The 16,527-nt window shown below is 62.9% G+C and carries 15 protein-coding genes; 11 read left to right on the top strand and 4 right to left on the bottom strand.

Annotated elements, in window-relative coordinates:
• Nucleotides 1–144 precede the first annotated feature (144 nt).
• Both KTR60_RS23185 and KTR60_RS23180 read left to right on the top strand, forming a co-directional pair.
• A complete protein-coding gene (locus tag KTR60_RS23185) occupies nt 145–1,317 on the top strand; it encodes an acyl-CoA dehydrogenase family protein (protein ID WP_003939770.1) in 1,173 nt (390 codons plus the stop codon).
• Entirely contained in the window at nt 1,314–2,462 is a 1,149-nt protein-coding gene (locus tag KTR60_RS23180; RefSeq protein ID WP_228401291.1) for a CaiB/BaiF CoA transferase family protein, read from the top strand. Before KTR60_RS23185 ends, KTR60_RS23180 begins: the two co-directional genes overlap by 4 nt.
• Nucleotides 2,463–2,516: 54 nt before the next feature.
• Here KTR60_RS23180 and KTR60_RS23175 read toward each other — a convergent pair whose 3' ends face one another.
• A complete protein-coding gene (locus KTR60_RS23175) occupies nt 2,517–3,518 on the bottom strand; it encodes an NADP-dependent oxidoreductase (RefSeq protein WP_003939765.1) in 1,002 nt (333 codons plus the stop codon).
• 111 nt (nt 3,519–3,629) lie between these two features.
• Between KTR60_RS23175 and KTR60_RS23170 the strand changes: the two genes are divergently transcribed.
• Together KTR60_RS23170 and KTR60_RS23165 are read left to right on the top strand one after the other, a co-directional pair.
• Nucleotides 3,630–4,553: an alpha/beta fold hydrolase gene (locus tag KTR60_RS23170; protein ID WP_039973369.1), complete on the top strand. Its 924-nt coding sequence runs from the start codon at nt 3,630–3,632 to the stop codon at nt 4,551–4,553.
• Nucleotides 4,550–4,981: a nuclear transport factor 2 family protein gene (locus KTR60_RS23165; protein WP_003940510.1), complete on the top strand. Its 432-nt coding sequence runs from the start codon at nt 4,550–4,552 to the stop codon at nt 4,979–4,981. Before KTR60_RS23170 ends, KTR60_RS23165 begins: the two co-directional genes overlap by 4 nt.
• Before the next feature lie 18 nt (nt 4,982–4,999).
• Here the strand turns inward: KTR60_RS23165 and KTR60_RS23160 are convergent, their stop codons facing one another.
• Nucleotides 5,000–5,773 carry an SDR family oxidoreductase gene (locus KTR60_RS23160; protein WP_007733807.1) on the bottom strand — a complete coding sequence of 258 codons (774 nt, stop codon included), beginning with the start codon at nt 5,771–5,773 and terminating at the stop codon, nt 5,000–5,002.
• Nucleotides 5,774–5,982: 209 nt separating this feature from the next.
• On the opposite strand from KTR60_RS23160, the gene KTR60_RS23155 reads away from it, so the two are divergent.
• Nucleotides 5,983–6,894: a hypothetical protein gene (locus KTR60_RS23155; protein WP_228401290.1), complete on the top strand. Its 912-nt coding sequence runs from the start codon at nt 5,983–5,985 to the stop codon at nt 6,892–6,894.
• On the opposite strand, the gene KTR60_RS23150 is transcribed toward KTR60_RS23155, so the two are convergent.
• Nucleotides 6,882–7,493: a phosphoribosylanthranilate isomerase gene (locus KTR60_RS23150; protein WP_058037744.1), complete on the bottom strand. Its 612-nt coding sequence runs from the start codon at nt 7,491–7,493 to the stop codon at nt 6,882–6,884. The two genes, KTR60_RS23155 and KTR60_RS23150, sit on opposite strands and share 13 nt — an antisense overlap.
• 69 nt (nt 7,494–7,562) lie before the next feature.
• Between KTR60_RS23150 and KTR60_RS23145 the strand changes: the two genes are divergently transcribed.
• From KTR60_RS23145 to KTR60_RS23125, 5 genes are all read left to right on the top strand, one after another.
• Entirely contained in the window at nt 7,563–8,864 is a 1,302-nt protein-coding gene (locus KTR60_RS23145) for an alpha/beta hydrolase (protein WP_047271090.1), read from the top strand.
• 91 nt (nt 8,865–8,955) lie between these two features.
• Nucleotides 8,956–10,185 (top strand): acyl-CoA dehydrogenase family protein, encoded by a 1,230-nt coding sequence (locus tag KTR60_RS23140; RefSeq protein WP_228401289.1) that lies wholly within the window; start codon nt 8,956–8,958, stop codon nt 10,183–10,185.
• 156 nt (nt 10,186–10,341) lie between these two features.
• A complete protein-coding gene (locus KTR60_RS23135) occupies nt 10,342–10,938 on the top strand; it encodes a CatB-related O-acetyltransferase (RefSeq protein ID WP_037125853.1) in 597 nt (198 codons plus the stop codon).
• Nucleotides 10,939–11,238: 300 nt separating this feature from the next.
• A complete protein-coding gene (locus KTR60_RS23130; RefSeq protein WP_003939907.1) occupies nt 11,239–11,592 on the top strand; it encodes a VOC family protein in 354 nt (117 codons plus the stop codon).
• 73 nt (nt 11,593–11,665) lie between these two features.
• Nucleotides 11,666–12,985 carry a M18 family aminopeptidase gene (locus KTR60_RS23125; RefSeq protein ID WP_228401288.1) on the top strand — a complete coding sequence of 440 codons (1,320 nt, stop codon included), beginning with the start codon at nt 11,666–11,668 and terminating at the stop codon, nt 12,983–12,985.
• 25 nt (nt 12,986–13,010) lie between these two features.
• Here the strand turns inward: KTR60_RS23125 and KTR60_RS23120 are convergent, their stop codons facing one another.
• A complete protein-coding gene (locus KTR60_RS23120) occupies nt 13,011–13,988 on the bottom strand; it encodes a Dyp-type peroxidase (protein WP_228401287.1) in 978 nt (325 codons plus the stop codon).
• Between the two features lie 250 nt (nt 13,989–14,238).
• Here KTR60_RS23120 and purL point away from each other — a divergent pair, with 250 nt between their 5' ends.
• The gene (gene purL / locus KTR60_RS23115; RefSeq protein ID WP_003940379.1) at nt 14,239–16,527 is read left to right on the top strand and encodes a phosphoribosylformylglycinamidine synthase subunit PurL; all 2,289 of its coding nucleotides are present in this window, start codon (nt 14,239–14,241) and stop codon (nt 16,525–16,527) included.

Raw genomic sequence — 16,527 nt, 5'->3', positions numbered from 1 at the left:
TGGTGTGCGTCGGTCCTGAGTTGATTCGGTGTCGGTCGGCAGTTCGGGGATTGACGGGTGCGCAACCGGGCTCTACTCTAGGCGATGCAAACGATTGCGCAATCGTTCTCGCAAAGGATTGCGCCCGAGAACACTGGAGGCCCCGTGACCACGCCGCAGTCCCTGTCCGAGCTTTTTGCCATCGACACCCTGCTGGACGCCGAGGAGATCGCGATCCGCGACACGGTCCGCAAGATGGTCGACGATCGCATTCGCCCGCACGTAGGTGAATGGTTCGAAGCGGCAGCACTGCCGGCTCGTGAGCTGGCCAAGGAACTGGGCGCGCTCGGCGTACTGGGCATGCACCTCGAGGGCTACGGCTGTGCCGGGATGAGCGCCACGGCGTACGGGTTGGCCTGCCAGGAACTCGAAGCTGTCGATTCGGGCATTCGCAGCCTCGTCTCGGTCCAGGGCTCGCTCGCCATGTTCGCGATCCACCACAACGGAAGTGAAGAGCAGAAGGAAGAATGGCTCCCGCGAATGGCGGCGGGTGAAGCCATCGGCTGCTTCGGTCTCACGGAACCCGATTTCGGATCCAACCCCGGCGGTATGCGAACCAACGCCAAGCGCGACGGCGACGACTGGATCCTCAACGGCACCAAGATGTGGATCACCAACGGCTCCATCGCGGACGTCGCCGTGGTCTGGGCTCGAACCGACGACGGCGTGCGCGGATTTGTCGTTCCCACCGACACTCCGGGATTCTCCGCCCCCGAGATCAAGAACAAGATGTCGCTCCGGGCGTCGGTCACCTCGGAACTGGTGCTCGAGGACGTGCGTCTGCCTGCCTCGGCGATGCTGCCCAAGGCTCGCGGACTGTCCGGCCCGCTCGGCTGCCTCAACGAGGCACGCTTCGGCATCATCTTCGGGGCAATGGGTGCAGCACGTGACTGCCTCGAGACTGCGATCTCATATGCACGTGATCGCAAGGTCTTCGACAAGTCGCTCGCCGCGTATCAGATCACCCAGGCCAAGATCGCCGACATGGCAGTCGAATTGGGCAAGGGGCAGTTGCTCGCCATCCACCTCGGGCGCCTCAAGGACGCCGGGACGGTTCGCCCCGAGCAGGTCAGCACCGGCAAGCTCAACAATGTCCGCGAGGCCATCAAGATCGCCCGTGAATGCCGAACCATTCTGGGCGCCAACGGCATCACGCTCGAGTACCCCGTGATCCGGCACGCCAACAACCTCGAATCCGTTCTCACCTACGAGGGCACGTCCGAGGTTCACCAGCTCGTGATCGGCCGCGCTCTCACCGGTGAAGAAGCTTTCCGGTGACGGCAGACGCTGTCGGAGCGCTCGACGGGTTGGTGATCGCTGATTTCGGCCGCGTCCTCGCCGGTCCGTACGCCACGATGATTCTCGCCGACCTGGGTGCCGAGGTCGTCAAGATCGAGCGGCCGGGTGTCGGTGACGACACTCGCAGCTGGGGCCCACCGTGGGTGGGGAACGAGTCGAGCTACTTTCTGTCGGTGAACCGCAACAAGAAGTCGGTCACTCTGGACCTGCGCGAGCGCGAGGATCTGGAGAGTGCACGCGAGCTGGTTCGCAATGCGGACGTCGTGGTGCAGAACTTCCTGCCGGGAACGATGGACCGTCTGGGGCTGGGCTATGACGCTGTCCGAGAAATGAATCCGCGTGCGGTCTACTGCTCGATCAGCGGCTTCGGTGGCAACAACTCTCTGCCGGGATACGACCTGTTGATTCAGGCGGTCGGCGGATTGATGAGTATCACCGGACCCGATCCCAAGACTCCCACCAAGGTCGGTGTCGCGGTGGTCGACGTCATCACCGGCCTGCATGCCAGCGTGGGAATCCTTGCAGCGCTGCGCCATCGCGATCGCACAGGCGAAGGGCAGCACGTCGAGGTCAATCTGTTGTCCTCGTTGCTGTCCGCACTGGCCAACCAGTCGTCCGGCTACGTGGCCGCGGGCGTGGTGCCGCAGGCAATGGGCAACCGGCATCCGAGCATCGCACCATACGAGGTATTCGACACCGCGGACCGTCCGCTGGTCCTCGCGGTCGGCAATGATCGGCAATTCAGTTCGTTGACAGAGGTTCTCGGAGTTTCCGAACTTGCCGCTGATGCGCGTTTCGCGTCCAACAGCGACAGGGTTGCGCATCGAGAAGAACTGTTCGACGCCGTCACTGCTGCATTGGCCAAGGGCTCTGCGGACTCGTGGTTCGAGGCACTGACCGAGCGAGGTGTTCCGTGTGGGCCTCTCAACGACATCGCCGACGCGATAGCGCTGGCGGAACGGCTGAATCTCGATCCGGTGGTGTCCATCGACGACCCGCGTCGCGATGCACCGACTCGGCAGGTAGCCAATCCGATTCGGATGAGCGGCACGCCGGCAACCTATCGGTCGGCCCCGCCGCGGTTGGGGGAGGACAGCGTTCCCACTCCGTCCGGAGTCAGTTGACCCAAGCGAATCGGCCACCGGAATACCGGTGGCCGATCTGCGTGTGTGGCCGACTCAGCTGACCTTCAAGACCAGCTTTCCGGTGTTCGCTCCGGCGAAGAGAAGATTGAGGCTGTCGCCGAACGCGTCGATACCGCCGTCGACGACGTGCTCGCGAGCAGTCAATTCGCCACTCTTGATCCACTTTCCGATCTGCTCTTGTGCTTCTGCGTAGCGATCGAGGTAGTCGAAGACCACGAAGCCGGCCATCGTGGCGCGGTTGACGAGAAGTGACAGGTAGTGAGCAGGGCCTGGCTGAGGTTCGGTGGCGTTGTAGCCCGCGATGGCGCCGCAGATGACCACCCGAGCTCCGAGGCGCAGACGGGAGAGAGCGGCGTCGAGAATTTCTCCGCCGACGTTGTCGAAGTACACGTCGATACCGTCGGGAGCGTTGGACTTGAGCGCCTTGTATACGGATTCGTTCTTGTAGTCGATGGCGACATCGAAGCCGAGGTCCTCGGTGAGCCACGCGCACTTCTCCGGACCGCCGGCGATGCCGATGACCTTGCATCCGTGAAGCTTTGCGATCTGGCCGACCAGACTGCCGACCGCACCCGCGGCACCGGACACGACGACGGTGTCACCGTCTTTCAGCTTTCCGACGTCGAGTAATCCGAAATACGCAGTGACGCCGGGGAAACCGAGAGCGCCGAGCCAGGTCGGCAGGGGAGCGATCGATTCGTCGACCCGAGTGACGTCTGTACCGTCGGAAACGCCGTACTCGGAAGCGCCGAAGGATCCGGCCACGATGTCCCCGACCTGGTAATCGGGGTGCTGTGATTCGGTGATGCGTCCGACGCCGTGGGCGCGCATGACGGAACCGAGCTTGACCGGCGGAACGTACGACTTGACGTCGTTGAGCCAACCGCGCATCGCGGGGTCGAGGGAGAGGTATTCGACCTTGACGACAAACTCGCCCGGTCCGGCGGACGGGATCTCGGCATCGACGTATTCCCAGGTGGAAGCGTCGGGAAGTCCTGTCGGGCGGGCGGCGAGGCGTACTTGGCGGTTGGTCATCTCTCCCCTTCGGCGAAACGAATTGAACTTGAGGCCGGATTCAATATAGGTGATGGATCACGAACTGGGAAGAGTTGGATGAACCGATTGACGACTATGTATGTTCGATCGATGAGCAATGTGGTCGAAGACGCGCCTGGTTGGTTCACTCGGGCGTTGGCAGCGCCGGTCGAGACGGGGTCGGTGGAGGTCGAGGGTGCCTCGGTGCACTTTCGGGCTTGGGGGCCGGCGGGGCCGGGAATCGTGCTGATTCACGGCGGCGCAGCCCACAGTCGCTGGTGGGATCACATTGCGCCGCAGTTCGCCGAGGGGCGCCGCGTCGTCGCTCTCGACTTGACGGGCCACGGCGACAGTGACACTCGCGACGCCTACGCGATGTCCCAGTGGGCTCGCGAGGTGCTGGCGGCGGCCGAGGCAGGGGGAATCGACGGCAAGCCGATTCTGGTGGGGCACAGTATGGGTGGGATTGTTTCTTTCGTGGCCTCGCATCTGCATGGCGAACTGTTGGACGGGGTTGTCATCATCGATTCTCCGCTCAAGGCGCGTACGCCCGAAGAGGAGGCGGCTCGACGCCAGAATGCGTTCGGCCCCAAGAAGGTTTATCCCACCAGGGAAGACGCGATGGGCCGTTTCCGCTTCGTTCCGCCGCAGGATTCGGGTCTGCCTGCGGTGCGTGACCATGTGGCGGCCACGTCGATGGAGGAAGTCGAGGGCGGTTGGTCGTGGAAGTTCGATCCGAATTTCTTTCTCCGAGTAGGCGCCGAAGATGTTCTCGACAGCGAACCACGTTGCCGCGTAGCCTATTTCCGAGCTGAGAACGGCATCGTGTCCGATCGACTCATGGAGCACATGCGCGGATTGTTCGGACCGGAGGCCATCGTGGCGGAGATTCCCGAAGCCGGACATCACGTCATGATCGATCAGCCGTTGCAACTCGTGACCGGGGTGCGAACTGTGTTGAGTGCGTGGTCCGTCGCAAGTCAAGTGCCGGTAAATCAAGCGGCAGGTAACGTCGAGGGAAGGGTAGAAGCATGAGCACGGAATTGACGCTCGAACCGAAAGTCGAAGCTGCACTGAAGTTGTGGCACACCATGATCGAAACCGGCGATCTGTCGGCGCTACCGACGATCGTCGCGCCCGACGCGCAGTTCCGATCGCCCACGGGATTCAAGCCGTACCAGTCCGCGGATGCCGTTGTGCTCATTCTCAATACGGTGATCCAGGTGTTCGAGAACTTCGAGTACCACCGTCAGTTCGCCGGAGCCAACGGTCGGCAGGTCGTGCTCGAATTCAGTGCGAACATCGGCGATAAAAGTCTCAAGGGAATCGACATGGTCGAATTCGACGAGGACGGCAAGATCGTCGATTTCGAGGTCATGGTGCGTCCGGCCAGCGGGCTCGCGGCTTTGGCTGCCGAAATGGGTAAGAGGCTCGGGCAGACGCTACCGACCTACAAAGCCTGAACTGAGTCCGGCCAAGGCTCAGTTCGTACTGAATCCGCCGTTGGAGTGAAGGAGTTGTCCCGTAATCCAGCCTCCGGCGTCGGACATCAGAAACCGAACGAGGTTTGCAGTGTCGCCGGGAGTACCCAGCCGGCCGGCAGGAGTCTGGAGGGTTGTGGCCTGTCTGATCGCGGGTGTCATCCATCCTGTGTCGATAGGTCCTGGGTTGACGACGTTGGCTCGTATGCCGCGTGATCCAAGTTCGACTGCGGCGGCGATGACGATGCGGTCGAGAGCGCCCTTGCTGGCCCCGTACGGAAGATTGTGGGCCGCATGGTCGCTGGTGAGTGCGATGATCCGCCCGGCCACCTGACTGACGTCGCGCTGTTCCGGAAGCCGTTCAGCGAACGCTTTGATCAGCAGCCAGGAGGCGCGAGCGTTGACGGCGAAATGTCGTTCCCAGCTCTCGACGGTGGTATCGAGGATCGAGCTGTCGACGCTTTCGCAATGTGAGAGCACCAGCCCACGGAGGTCGTTCCGCGCTGCGGCAGCGTCAACGAGCTGATCGGCCACGTCGGGCGAGGCCAGATCTCCAGGAACGAGGTCGACACGGCTTCCGAGTGCGCGACACTTCTCGGCAATGTCTTGCGGATCGTGCGCTCCGCGCCCGAACCCGACGCGTTCGTCGTAAGGCTCCCAGTAGCCGATAGCCAGATCCCAACCATCCTCGGCAAGGCCCAATGCGAGGCTCGCTCCGATCGACTTGCTCCGACCGACACCGGTGATCAATACGGTCCCGCGCTTGTCAGACACTGCTCGCCTCCCGAGATGTCCTGCAATTCAAATGGGGTGAGGTCACTTCAGATGGAAGCATCACTGTAGCGGGCGAGCTGTCGCCTGTATCGAGCGAGCTGTCGCCGTGCCTCGACCTGACCAGTGTCTTGACACGGCGCTGGTCACAGCGTTTGACTGAGATGCAAGCTCGAGTTGATTCGCCGGACTGTGTCCCGGGAGGTTGACCTATGCGCGGCAATGGAATTGCAGGCAAGGCTTTCTCAAACGAGGGCTGTAGACGTGGAGCACGGTCTCATCGCGGGACCGTGTCGGTGCTGGCTTTGGTTGGGGTGTGCGTACTTTCGTGTGCCGCCACTCAGATGGCCGGCGCGCAACCCGTTGCAGACACAGTCGATACCGGGTTCGTGATCCCTTTTGCTGGGGCGCCTGGCTACGAGAGCGTCGCGCCCACGCAGATGACTACTCCGGATCAACTCAACCAGCCACTCGGTCAGCAGACTGCGGAAGAGATTGCCGCGCAGATCGGACTCGAGCCAGCCGACGCTTTGACCGAGGAGCAGTATCGCGATCTCATCTCCGGCGGAGGGGTCGGCGGAAATCGCGAGGACGCCGCGGTGATCGACGAATGCGCCCGGATTCTCACCAATACGAACGGGCGGCCCCTCTATTCCGGCACTACGCCGTCGGTTCTGGCCAGTTACGGGTTGTACGTGAATCCCGACGGATTGCTGGAGAGTCCGGCCAACGCGGATGCGCCGACGCGACAGGTGAATACGCTGATCGCCCCTGGCGGTTTCGTGGGCACCTGGTTGCGCAACAACGGTGCAACGCACACTCTGATTGCGCTCTATCAGTCGGCATACACGGTGCAGGCAGTCTACGGATTTGCAGCGCAACAGATTTCGGGAGCAGCGCAGCTGGTGGCCAACACCAAAGGCGATGTGAATTCGGAAGTCGGCATGTCGATGGCACCGCCGCTCTGGATAGTGAACTTCGCACTGCTCTACATCTTGAAGCCGTCACTGGCGGCGGCCATGCCTGCGCACTGGGCTCCCATTCCGCCTGCCGTTGCCGACGCCGTGAAAGCGAGTCCCACCGGTCAAGTCGCTTTCAGTGACTACGCGTCCTATTTCGAGTGATCGGTCTGGCGGACAGCGCTCACGAACTTCTCGATCAACGCGTGGTCCTTGACGCCGCGGGAGGATTCGACGCCGCTGGAGACGTCGACGCCCCAGGCTCCGGTGGCATCGAGTGCGTCGCGAACGTTGTCCGGGGACAGTCCGCCCGCCAGGATCCACTTGCCTTGCGGGCGGGATTGCTGTTGGGCCCAGTTCCACGGCACCCCTGATCCGGCGTCTGCGCCGTCGATCAGGAGTTCGTCCTCGCCGAGGTCGAGATTGTAACCGTCGCGGACGTTGCTGGAGACGACCGCGCGGATGACGGTGAGGCCGGCATCGTGCAGTCGCTGCACTTGCTCGGCGTCGACAAGATCGTGAACCTGTACGGTGCGAAGCCCGGTGATCTTCGCGATCTCGAGGATCTGTCCGATCGGGTTGCCGAGAAAGACTCCGATTGCACGGATGTGATCGGGAACTCGCGCGAGCAGAGCGACTGCGAGTGTGGGGTCGACTTTGCGGACGCTCTCGGCGAAGACGAAACCGATGGCGTCGACGCCCAGGCCCACCGTGAGGTCGACCGTGTCAACGTCGCGTAGGCCACAGACCTTGATGAATGTCACCTGATACAGAGTACTAGCGTCGTCGTCTAGCCTCGTGCGTGCGACATTTCTACGCGCGAGAGGCTTGACGTGGACTGGCTCTACCGAATCAGTTTGATCTCGGGACCGCTGCCGGTGATCCTGACTGTCCTTGGGGTCCTGGGTGGCGTGTGGCTGCTCGGTTCGAACGTGCGCTGGTACTACCGCAGAGCGGTGCCGATCGCGGGGCTGATTGCGCTGGTGATCATGATCGCCGTGTGGATCACCGTCGAAAAGGTGATCGTGCCGTTCCCCGATCCCATCGAGATGTCGATCTACGTGTGGATCGGAATCGGTATCTACGCGTTGCTACTTCTCGGGCCGCGAATCAAGGCAGGCGGAACCGTCGCGAAAGCGCTCCTGTCCGTGATCGCGACGGTTCTGGTCGTCATCACTGCCGCGACGCAGATCAATCTGGTTTTCGCCGCGTATCCGACTGTGGGAATTGCGTTCGGACACGACGATTTCGACCGCATCTCACTCAGTGAAGTTCCCGGTCCGACTGATCCTGTTGTCACCGGCGATCCCACCGACACGGTGTGGAAAGCGCCGGAGGGCATGCCGATTCGCGGGCGGGTCACGACTTTGCCTGTCCCCGGGACGATTTCAGGATTCTCCGCGCGCGACGCGCAGGTGTATCTGCCGCCGTCGTACTTCACCAATCCGCGTCCGCTTCTTCCCGTGCTCGTGCTCATGGCAGGTCAGCCTGGCAAGCCCGAGGACTGGCTCCAGGGCGGAAAGCTGACCGCGACAATGGATGCCTTTGCACGAGATCACGAGGGGTTGGCTCCAGTCGTCGTGATAGCCGATGGAACAGGGTCGCAGATGGCCAATCCGCTGTGCACCGATTCGTCACAGGGCAAGGTCGGCACGTATCTGGCAAAGGACTTGCCCGCTGCGGTGGCGAATGCGTTCCAGATCGACACGAATCCGCGAGCGTGGGCAATCGGCGGGCTCTCCTACGGTGGCACCTGCTCACTGCAGATGGCGACCAATTACCCCGAGGTGTACCCGACATTCCTCGATCTGTCCGGTCAATTGGAGCCTTCGCTCGGTGACCGACAGCGAACCGTCGACGAGATATTCGGCGGCGACGAAGCGGCGTTCGTGAAGGTGAATCCGATGGACCTGCTGGCGACTCGGAAGTTCCCGAACTCGGGCGGAGTGTTCGTCGTCGGAACAGATGACAATGAGTTCAAGCCCGGTCAGCAAAAGGTGTACGAAGCGGCCAAAGCGGCCGGAATGGACGCCAGGTATCTCGAGCTTCCCGGTGGTCACAGCTTTTCGGTGTGGTCGGCTGGCGTCGAGCAGGAGCTGACGTGGATCTCGCAGCGAATGGGACTGATCAGCTGAATCCTGTTCCGGTTTTGGAACGTGTTCTATATTCGGTGTGTGGCTGCCGTTCGGCAGTCTCTCGATCGTTCACCGACTGGAGTTCAGGCACATGTACGAGTGGTCCGACACCGACCTGATGTTCCGCGACGCCTTGCGGGGCTTTATCGACAAAGAGGTGCGACCTCACGTCGACGAGCTCGAAAGCGGTGCGCTGCCGCCGTTCGACATCATTCGCAAGCTGTACTCGACCTTCGGTCTGGCCGACATGGCACGCGAGGGCCTCGAGAAGTTGCTGGCACGCGAGCGCGGCGATGCGCCCTCCGGTGACGGTGAGAAGTCGAGCGCCTTCAGCGGCGCCGGCAGCATGGGCGTCGTGCTCAACAGCGAATTGGCCGGAGTCAGCCTCGGCCTGGTCGCATCGTTGGGTGTCAGCCTCGGATTGGCCGCCGGAACTATCCGCAGCCGCGGCACACTCGCGCAGAAGGAACGCTGGCTCCCCGGCCTGGTGACATTCGAGACCGTCGGCGCCTGGGCGATCACCGAACCGGACTCCGGCTCGGATGCCTTCGGCGGCATGAAGTCCTACGTACGCCGCGACGGCGACGACTACATTCTCAACGGCAACAAGACCTTCATCACCAACGGTCCGTACGCCGACGTGATGATCGTGTACGCAAAGCTCGACGAGGGCGATGCGTCGGTTGATCGTCGCGATCGCAAGGTGCTCGCCTTCATCCTCGACAAGGGCATGGAGGGTCTCACCCAGAGCCCGCCGTTCAAGAAGATGGGCATGAACTCCTCACCCACAGGTGAGCTGTTCTTCGACAACGTCCGCATCACCAAGGACCGTCTGCTCGGCGAGACCGAGGACAGCGGAAAGTCGGACGGCAAATCCAGCGCCAAGGAGAGCTTCGCCGCCGAACGCATCGGCATCGCGTCCCTGTCTCTCGGCATCATCAACGAATGCCACCGTCTGAGTATCGAATACGCGAAGTCCCGCAAACTGTGGGGACGCGAGATCGGGCAGTTCCAGCTCATCCAGCTCAAGCTCGCCGAGATGGAGGTCGCTCGAATCAACGTGCAGAACATGGTCTTCAATGCGATCGAGCGCACCGCAGCCGGAGACAAAGTGAGCCTGGCGGAGGCGTCGGCGATGAAGCTGTACTCCTCGCGCGCAGCGACCGAGGTCGCGATGGAAGCCGTGCAGCTGTTCGGTGGAAACGGCTACATGGCCGAGTACCGAGTCGAGCAGTTGGCGCGTGATGCCAAGTCGCTCATGATCTATGCGGGCAGCAACGAAATTCAGGTCACCCATATCGCCAAGGGCCTCCTGGGCTGACACGGGTACGTTTTCGCTTGTCGGTCGATCGCAGCAGGAACCAGATAGTCTTGCTGCGGTCGGCGACACCGCGCCGACGGATCGGAGTAAGCAGTGAACGCGTCAGATCCCATTGCGTCAGATTTCACTGCGCCGGATCCCACCAATGTTCATCCGATGGCCGGGCAACCGCGAGTGGTGTTGCTGAGGCCGTTGATCGACAACCCGTTGATCGAGGTAGGGGAGTACACCTACTACGACGATCCGGAGTTCGCCGAAGAGTTCGAGACTCGAAACGTGTTGCATCACTACGGTCCCGACAAACTGGTGATCGGAAAGTTCTGCGCCCTGGCCACCGGTGTCACCTTCATCATGAACGGCGCGAACCATCGTATGAACGGTGTCTCCACCTACCCGTTTCCGATCATGGGCGGTGATTGGGCCAGGCACATGGATTTGGTGCAGGATTTGCCGTCGCGCGGTGACACCGTCGTGGGGAACGACGTGTGGTTCGGCGGGAACGTGACAGTCATGCCCGGTGTCCGGATCGGTCACGGGTCGATCGTGTCCACTGGCGCCGTCGTAACGCGCGACGTCCCGGACTACGCAATTGTCGGCGGCAACCCGGCAACGGAGATCAAGCGCCGCTTCAGTGCCGAAGACATCGAGAAGTTGGTGCGAATTGCGTGGTGGGACTGGCCGATCGAGAAGATCACCCGCCACGTCCGGGTGATCTCGGACGGGAGTGTCGCGGAACTCGAAGCGGTCGAGTGATCTACCGATCTGCTAGTTCGATCGAGTGAGCGAGTAGTTCCGGAGATAAAGCAGGGCGGCCGCGAGAAGGCCGACGGCAAGACCTGTTGCGGTGAAGGTGATCAGGTTCGGCTCGAGGTCGAAGTGGATGATGGTCAGGCGAGCACTCCGAGGATGCTCAGGAGCATGCCGGTCGCGATGAAAACTGCGAAGAGTGGTTCTGCAACACGGTCGCGCAGCGTTGTGAGTCGCATTCGACGATCGTCTCATCTCAGCCCGAGATCGAGAGTCTTTGTCGGTGGCTTCCATTAACGTGTGCGCATGACTCTCACACTCGGCATGATCACCTTCGACAGTCTCGATCCCGGTCCGCTCGCAACGTGGTGGGCAGCGCAGTTGGGCGGAAACATCGTCGAGGAAAACGACGGTTGGTTCTACATCGTCTCGGTCCCTGACAGCGCCACCAACTTCGCATTCCAGAAGGTCCCGGACCCCACCGCCGGCAAGAATCGCATCCATCTCGATTTGGGGAGTCCGGATCTCGACGCCGAGGTGGCGCGGCTCGTCGAGGCCGGAGCAACTGAGCACCACCGCGAAAACATGGACGGTTTCCGCTGGGTGACGCTCCTCGATCCTGATGGGAATCAGTTCTGCGTGTCCGGTCCTCACGCCTGAGCTAACCGATTCTGTGCTCACCTGATTCGTGGCCACTGATATCCCGGACACCTGTTCGGGCATGATGAGAGGCATGACTTCTCAGACTTCTCGGGCGGCTCGGGCCGGGGCGGCTTCTCTGACCGGGGCCGACGCAGACGGCTTGTGCAGCTTCGTCGATTCGTCACCGTCGCCGTTCCATGTGTGCGCGACGGTGGCGACCGAGCTGACGGCCGGCGGGTTCGTCGAAGTCCACGAAACGCAGTCGTGGCCAGCCGAGCCCGGACGGTACTTCCTCGTGCGAGGCGGTTCGCTGATCGCCTGGAGCACCGAGGGCGTGGGAAACACCGCTCCGTTCCGGATTGTCGGAGGTCATACCGACAGCCCGAACCTGCGGGTCAAACAGCATCCCGACCTCACTTCGGCCGGGTGGCAGATGGTGGGCCTCGAACCGTATGGCGGTGCGTGGCTGAACTCCTGGCTCGACCGCGATCTCGGTATCTCCGGCCGATTGAGTGTCCGGGTGGGAAACACTGTGGAGCAGAAGCTGGTTCGCATCGACGACCCGATTCTTCGTGTTCCGCAGCTGGCTATCCACCTGTCCGAAGATCGCAAGGGTGTGACGCTGGATCCGCAGAGGCACGTCAACGGAATCTGGGGCGTGGGTTCGAAGCCCAAGTCGTTCATCGGCTTTGTCGCCGAGCGTGCGGGTGTAGCCGCGTCGTCGGTTCTCGGCTGGGAATTGATGACACACGACCTTGCGCCCAGCGCAGTCGTGGGGGTGGACAAGGAATTGGTCAGCGCCCCCAGGCTCGACAATCAGGGCACGTGTTATGCAGGGACACAAGCACTTTTGGCCGCGGCTGAGTCGCCCGGTCAGCAGGTCCCAGTGCTTGCTCTCTTCGATCATGAAGAGGTCGGCAGCATGTCCGATCGCGGAGCTTTCTCGGACCTGCTGAACACCGTGCTCGAGCGGATCGTGTTGGGACGCGGTGGTGGCCGCGAAGAATTCCTGCAGGCGATGGCCGGCTCGGTATGCGCGTCGGGCGACATGGCACACGCGACGCACCCCAATTACCCGGACCGCCACGAGCCCGCTCATCGGATCGAGATCAACGGTGGGCCGGTACTCAAGGTGAACCAGAACCTGCGCTACGCCACCGATGCGGCCGGTGCCGGCGAATTCGCGCTCGCGTGCGATCAGGCGGGAGTGCCGATGCAGCGCTACGTCCACCGCGCCGATTTGCCGTGCGGCTCCACCATCGGACCGATCACGGCATCACGCACCGGACTGTCCACCGTCGACGTCGGCGCGCCTCAGCTCGCGATGCACTCTGCCCGCGAGCTGATGGGCGCGGCAGATGTCCGCATGTATGCCGACGCGCTCGGTGCGTTCCTCACGCCGCGTAGTTAGAGGGTGGGTAGCTGGGAGCGGGCAGTCAAACGGCTGAGAGCCCAGCGGGTGCAGCCGGTAGATCCTCGAAGAAGTCGGCGCTCGGAGTGAAGAACATCGAGCCCGTCACGGCCGTCGAGAAATCGAGCAGACGGTCGTAATTGCCGCGAGGGTTGCCAAGAAACATGTTCTCGAGCATCCGTTCGGTGATCGCCGGCGTGCGGCAGTAGCCGATGAAAAAGGTGCCGATCTTGTCGTCGCCGAGGCGCCCGTACGGCATGTTGGCACGCAGGATCTCGAGAGCCTTGCCGTTCTCGTCCTTGATTGCGTTGAGGGCTACGTGCGAGTTGGCCGGCTTCACTTCGGACGTCATCTCGATGTCCTCGAGCTTGCTGCGTCCGATCACACGTTCCTGCTCGTCGACGGTGATTGCTTCCCAGTCCCGCATCTTGTGGACGTAGCGCTGGATATGGACGTAGCTTCCTCCGGTGAACGCAGGATCTTCGTCTCCGACAGTCACGGCGGCGACGGCGTCGCGGCCCACCGGATTTTCGGTGCCGTCGACGAAGCCGATGAGGTCTCGGTTCTCGAAGTACTGGAAGCCGTGAACCTCGTCGACCACCGTGGCTGCGCCGTGCAGTCGCTTCGTGATCTGCCGAGCCACCTCGAAACACGCATCCATGCTCATCGCGCGGATGTGGAAGAGCAGATCGCCGGGAGTCGACGGCGCCGAGTGAACGTCACCCTGTAGAGCGGCGAACGGGTGCAGTAGCGCGGGGCGCGGACCGGCGAACAGTCGATCCCAAACCGACGAACCGATGCTTGTCACCACATCCAAACCTGATCCGGGGACGCGCAGCCCCACGGCGCGCTGCAGGCCGGCGACGTCGGCGAGTAGTTCTCGTGTGGTGTTCTCACCACCCGGATTTACGGTCGCGACCAGGAAAATTGCAGCCGGAGTGAGGGGAGTGGTCACCGACTGGGACTGTGCCGTGAGGTCGGACTGACGAACATCCTGGGGCATGCGAGGCCTTTCGAGGGAGAGAGTGGGCCGGCCCTGACTTTAGGAAAACCGACCGGATCACCCAACCGGGGCGGGTGTGACGGGCGATACTTCGCAGGCCCGGAGGTGTTGCGGGTGCTGCCGTCTGCGGAAGTCGTCGGCCCACACCGATAGACTGTCCCCCGGCACGTTCTTTCGTTGGGCACATTCGTGGTGTCCCGCTCCGCGCCGGCTTGCCTCTTGACTCCCGTAGGGAAGGGACCACTCTCCAGTGTCTGCTCACCAGGTCGATACCGTCACGCACGCATCGGCTGATCCCGATGCCGCTCAGCCGTTCAAGGAGCTCGGTCTCAAGGACGACGAATACGCACGCATCAAGGAGATCCTGGGCCGCCGTCCCACGGACGCCGAACTGGCGATGTACTCGGTGATGTGGAGCGAGCACTGCTCGTACAAGTCCTCGAAGGTCCACCTCGGATACTTCGGCAAGACCACCACCGACGAGATGCGCGCCAACATGCTGGCCGGTATCGGTGAGAACGCCGGCGTCGTCGACATCGGTGACGGCTGGGCAGTCACGTTCAAGGTCGAGAGCCACAACCACCCGTCGTACGTCGAGCCTTACCAGGGTGCGGCGACCGGTGTCGGCGGCATCGTCCGCGACATCATGGCCATGGGTGCTCGTCCGATCGCCGTCATGGATCAGCTTCGGTTCGGTGCTGCTGACGCCCCCGATACCCGTCGCGTCGTCGACGGTGTCGTGCGTGGTGTCGGTGGATACGGAAACTCCCTCGGCCTGCCGAACATCGGCGGCGAGACGGTCTTCGACGAGTCCTATGCAGGTAACCCGCTGGTCAACGCCCTCGCTGCCGGCGTCATGCGCGTCGAGGATCTGCATCTGGCCTTCGCTTCGGGCGCGGGCAACAAGATCATTCTGTTCGGTGCTCGCACCGGTCTCGACGGAATCGGCGGCGTCTCGGTCCTCGCGTCGGCGACGTTCGACGACGAGGGTGGAGACACCGGCGGACGTAAGAAGCTGCCCGCGGTTCAGGTCGGCGACCCGTTCACCGAGAAGGTGCTCATCGAGTGCTGTCTCGACCTTTACAAGGCCGGCCTCGTCGTCGGCATCCAGGACCTCGGCGGCGCCGGGCTGTCCTGCGCCACCTCCGAGCTGGCCGCGGCCGGCGACGGCGGCATGCACATCAACCTCGAGAAGGTTCCGATGCGCGCCACCGGAATGACCCCGGCCGAGGTGCTCTCGAGCGAATCGCAGGAGCGCATGTGCGCCGTGGTCACGCCCGAGAACGTCGATGCGTTCATGGAGGTCTGCAAGAAGTGGGACGTCCTGGCCACCGACATCGGCGAGGTCACCGACGGTGAGCACCTCACCATCTCCTGGCACGGCGAGACTGTCGTCGACGTTCCCCCGCGCACCGTCGCGCACGAGGGTCCGGTTTACCACCGCCCCGTCGAGCGTCCGGCAACGCAGGATGCCTTGATCGCGAATACGACCGCCGGACTGAAGCGTCCCGAAACCGACGCCGAGCTCGAAGCGACCCTGCTGAAGATGATCGCCTCGCCTGCCCTGTGCAGCCGCAAGTGGATCACCGAGCAGTACGACCGCTACGTCCGCGGAAACACCGTCCTGGCCGAGAACGCCGACGGCGGTGTCATCCGCATCGACGAGAAGACCGGACGCGGAATCGCACTGTCCACCGACGCTTCGGGCCGCTACACCGCGCTCGACCCGTACACCGGTGCGCAGCTCGCGTTGGCCGAGGCTTTCCGCAACGTGGCAGTCACGGGCGCAACGCCCAAGGCCGTCTCCAACTGCCTGAACTTCGGTTCTCCCGAGGACCCGGGTGTCATGTGGCAGTTCCAGCAGGCCGTTCGCGGCCTTGCCGACGGCTGCGCCACCCTCGGCATCCCCGTCACCGGCGGCAACGTCAGCTTCTACAACCAGACCGGATCCACGGCAATCCTGCCGACGCCGGTGGTTGCCGTCCTCGGTGTGATCGACGACGTTCACCGCCGCATCCCGACGGGCCTCGGACTCGAGCCCGGCGAGACGCTGATCCTGCTCGGCGACACCCACGACGAGTTCGACGGCTCCATCTGGTCGCAGGTCGAGCACGGTCACCTCGGTGGCGTGCCGCCGAAGGTCGACCTCGCCCGTGAGCAACTGCTCGCCGACATTCTGCTCGCCTCTTCGCGTGACGGTCTCGTCACCGCAGCCCACGACCTCTCCGAGGGTGGACTGGCCCAGGCTGTCGTCGAAGCCGCGCTGGCCGGCGAAACCGGTTGCCGCATCCTGATTCCCGAGGGCGCAGATCCGTTCGTGACCTTGTTCTCGGAATCGTCGGGACGCGTCCTCGTTGCAGTTCCGCGTACCGAGGAGACTCGCTTCACCGGTATGTGCACCGCCCGCGGCTTGCCGTGGACGCGTATCGGGGTCGTCGACGAGGGCAGCGACTCCGTCGAGGTCCAGGGACACTTCTCCGTCACGATGGCCAAGCTCCGTGAGGCCTTCGAGGGAACGCTGCCCGCACTGTTCGGGTGA

The organism is Rhodococcus sp. C1, from assembly GCF_020809065.1.
Taxonomy (GTDB): Bacteria; Actinomycetota; Actinomycetes; order Mycobacteriales; family Mycobacteriaceae; genus Rhodococcus_F; species Rhodococcus_F qingshengii.
The sequence above is the reverse complement of the archived record's forward strand: the minus strand, read 5'-3'. Positions and strand labels throughout refer to the sequence as shown.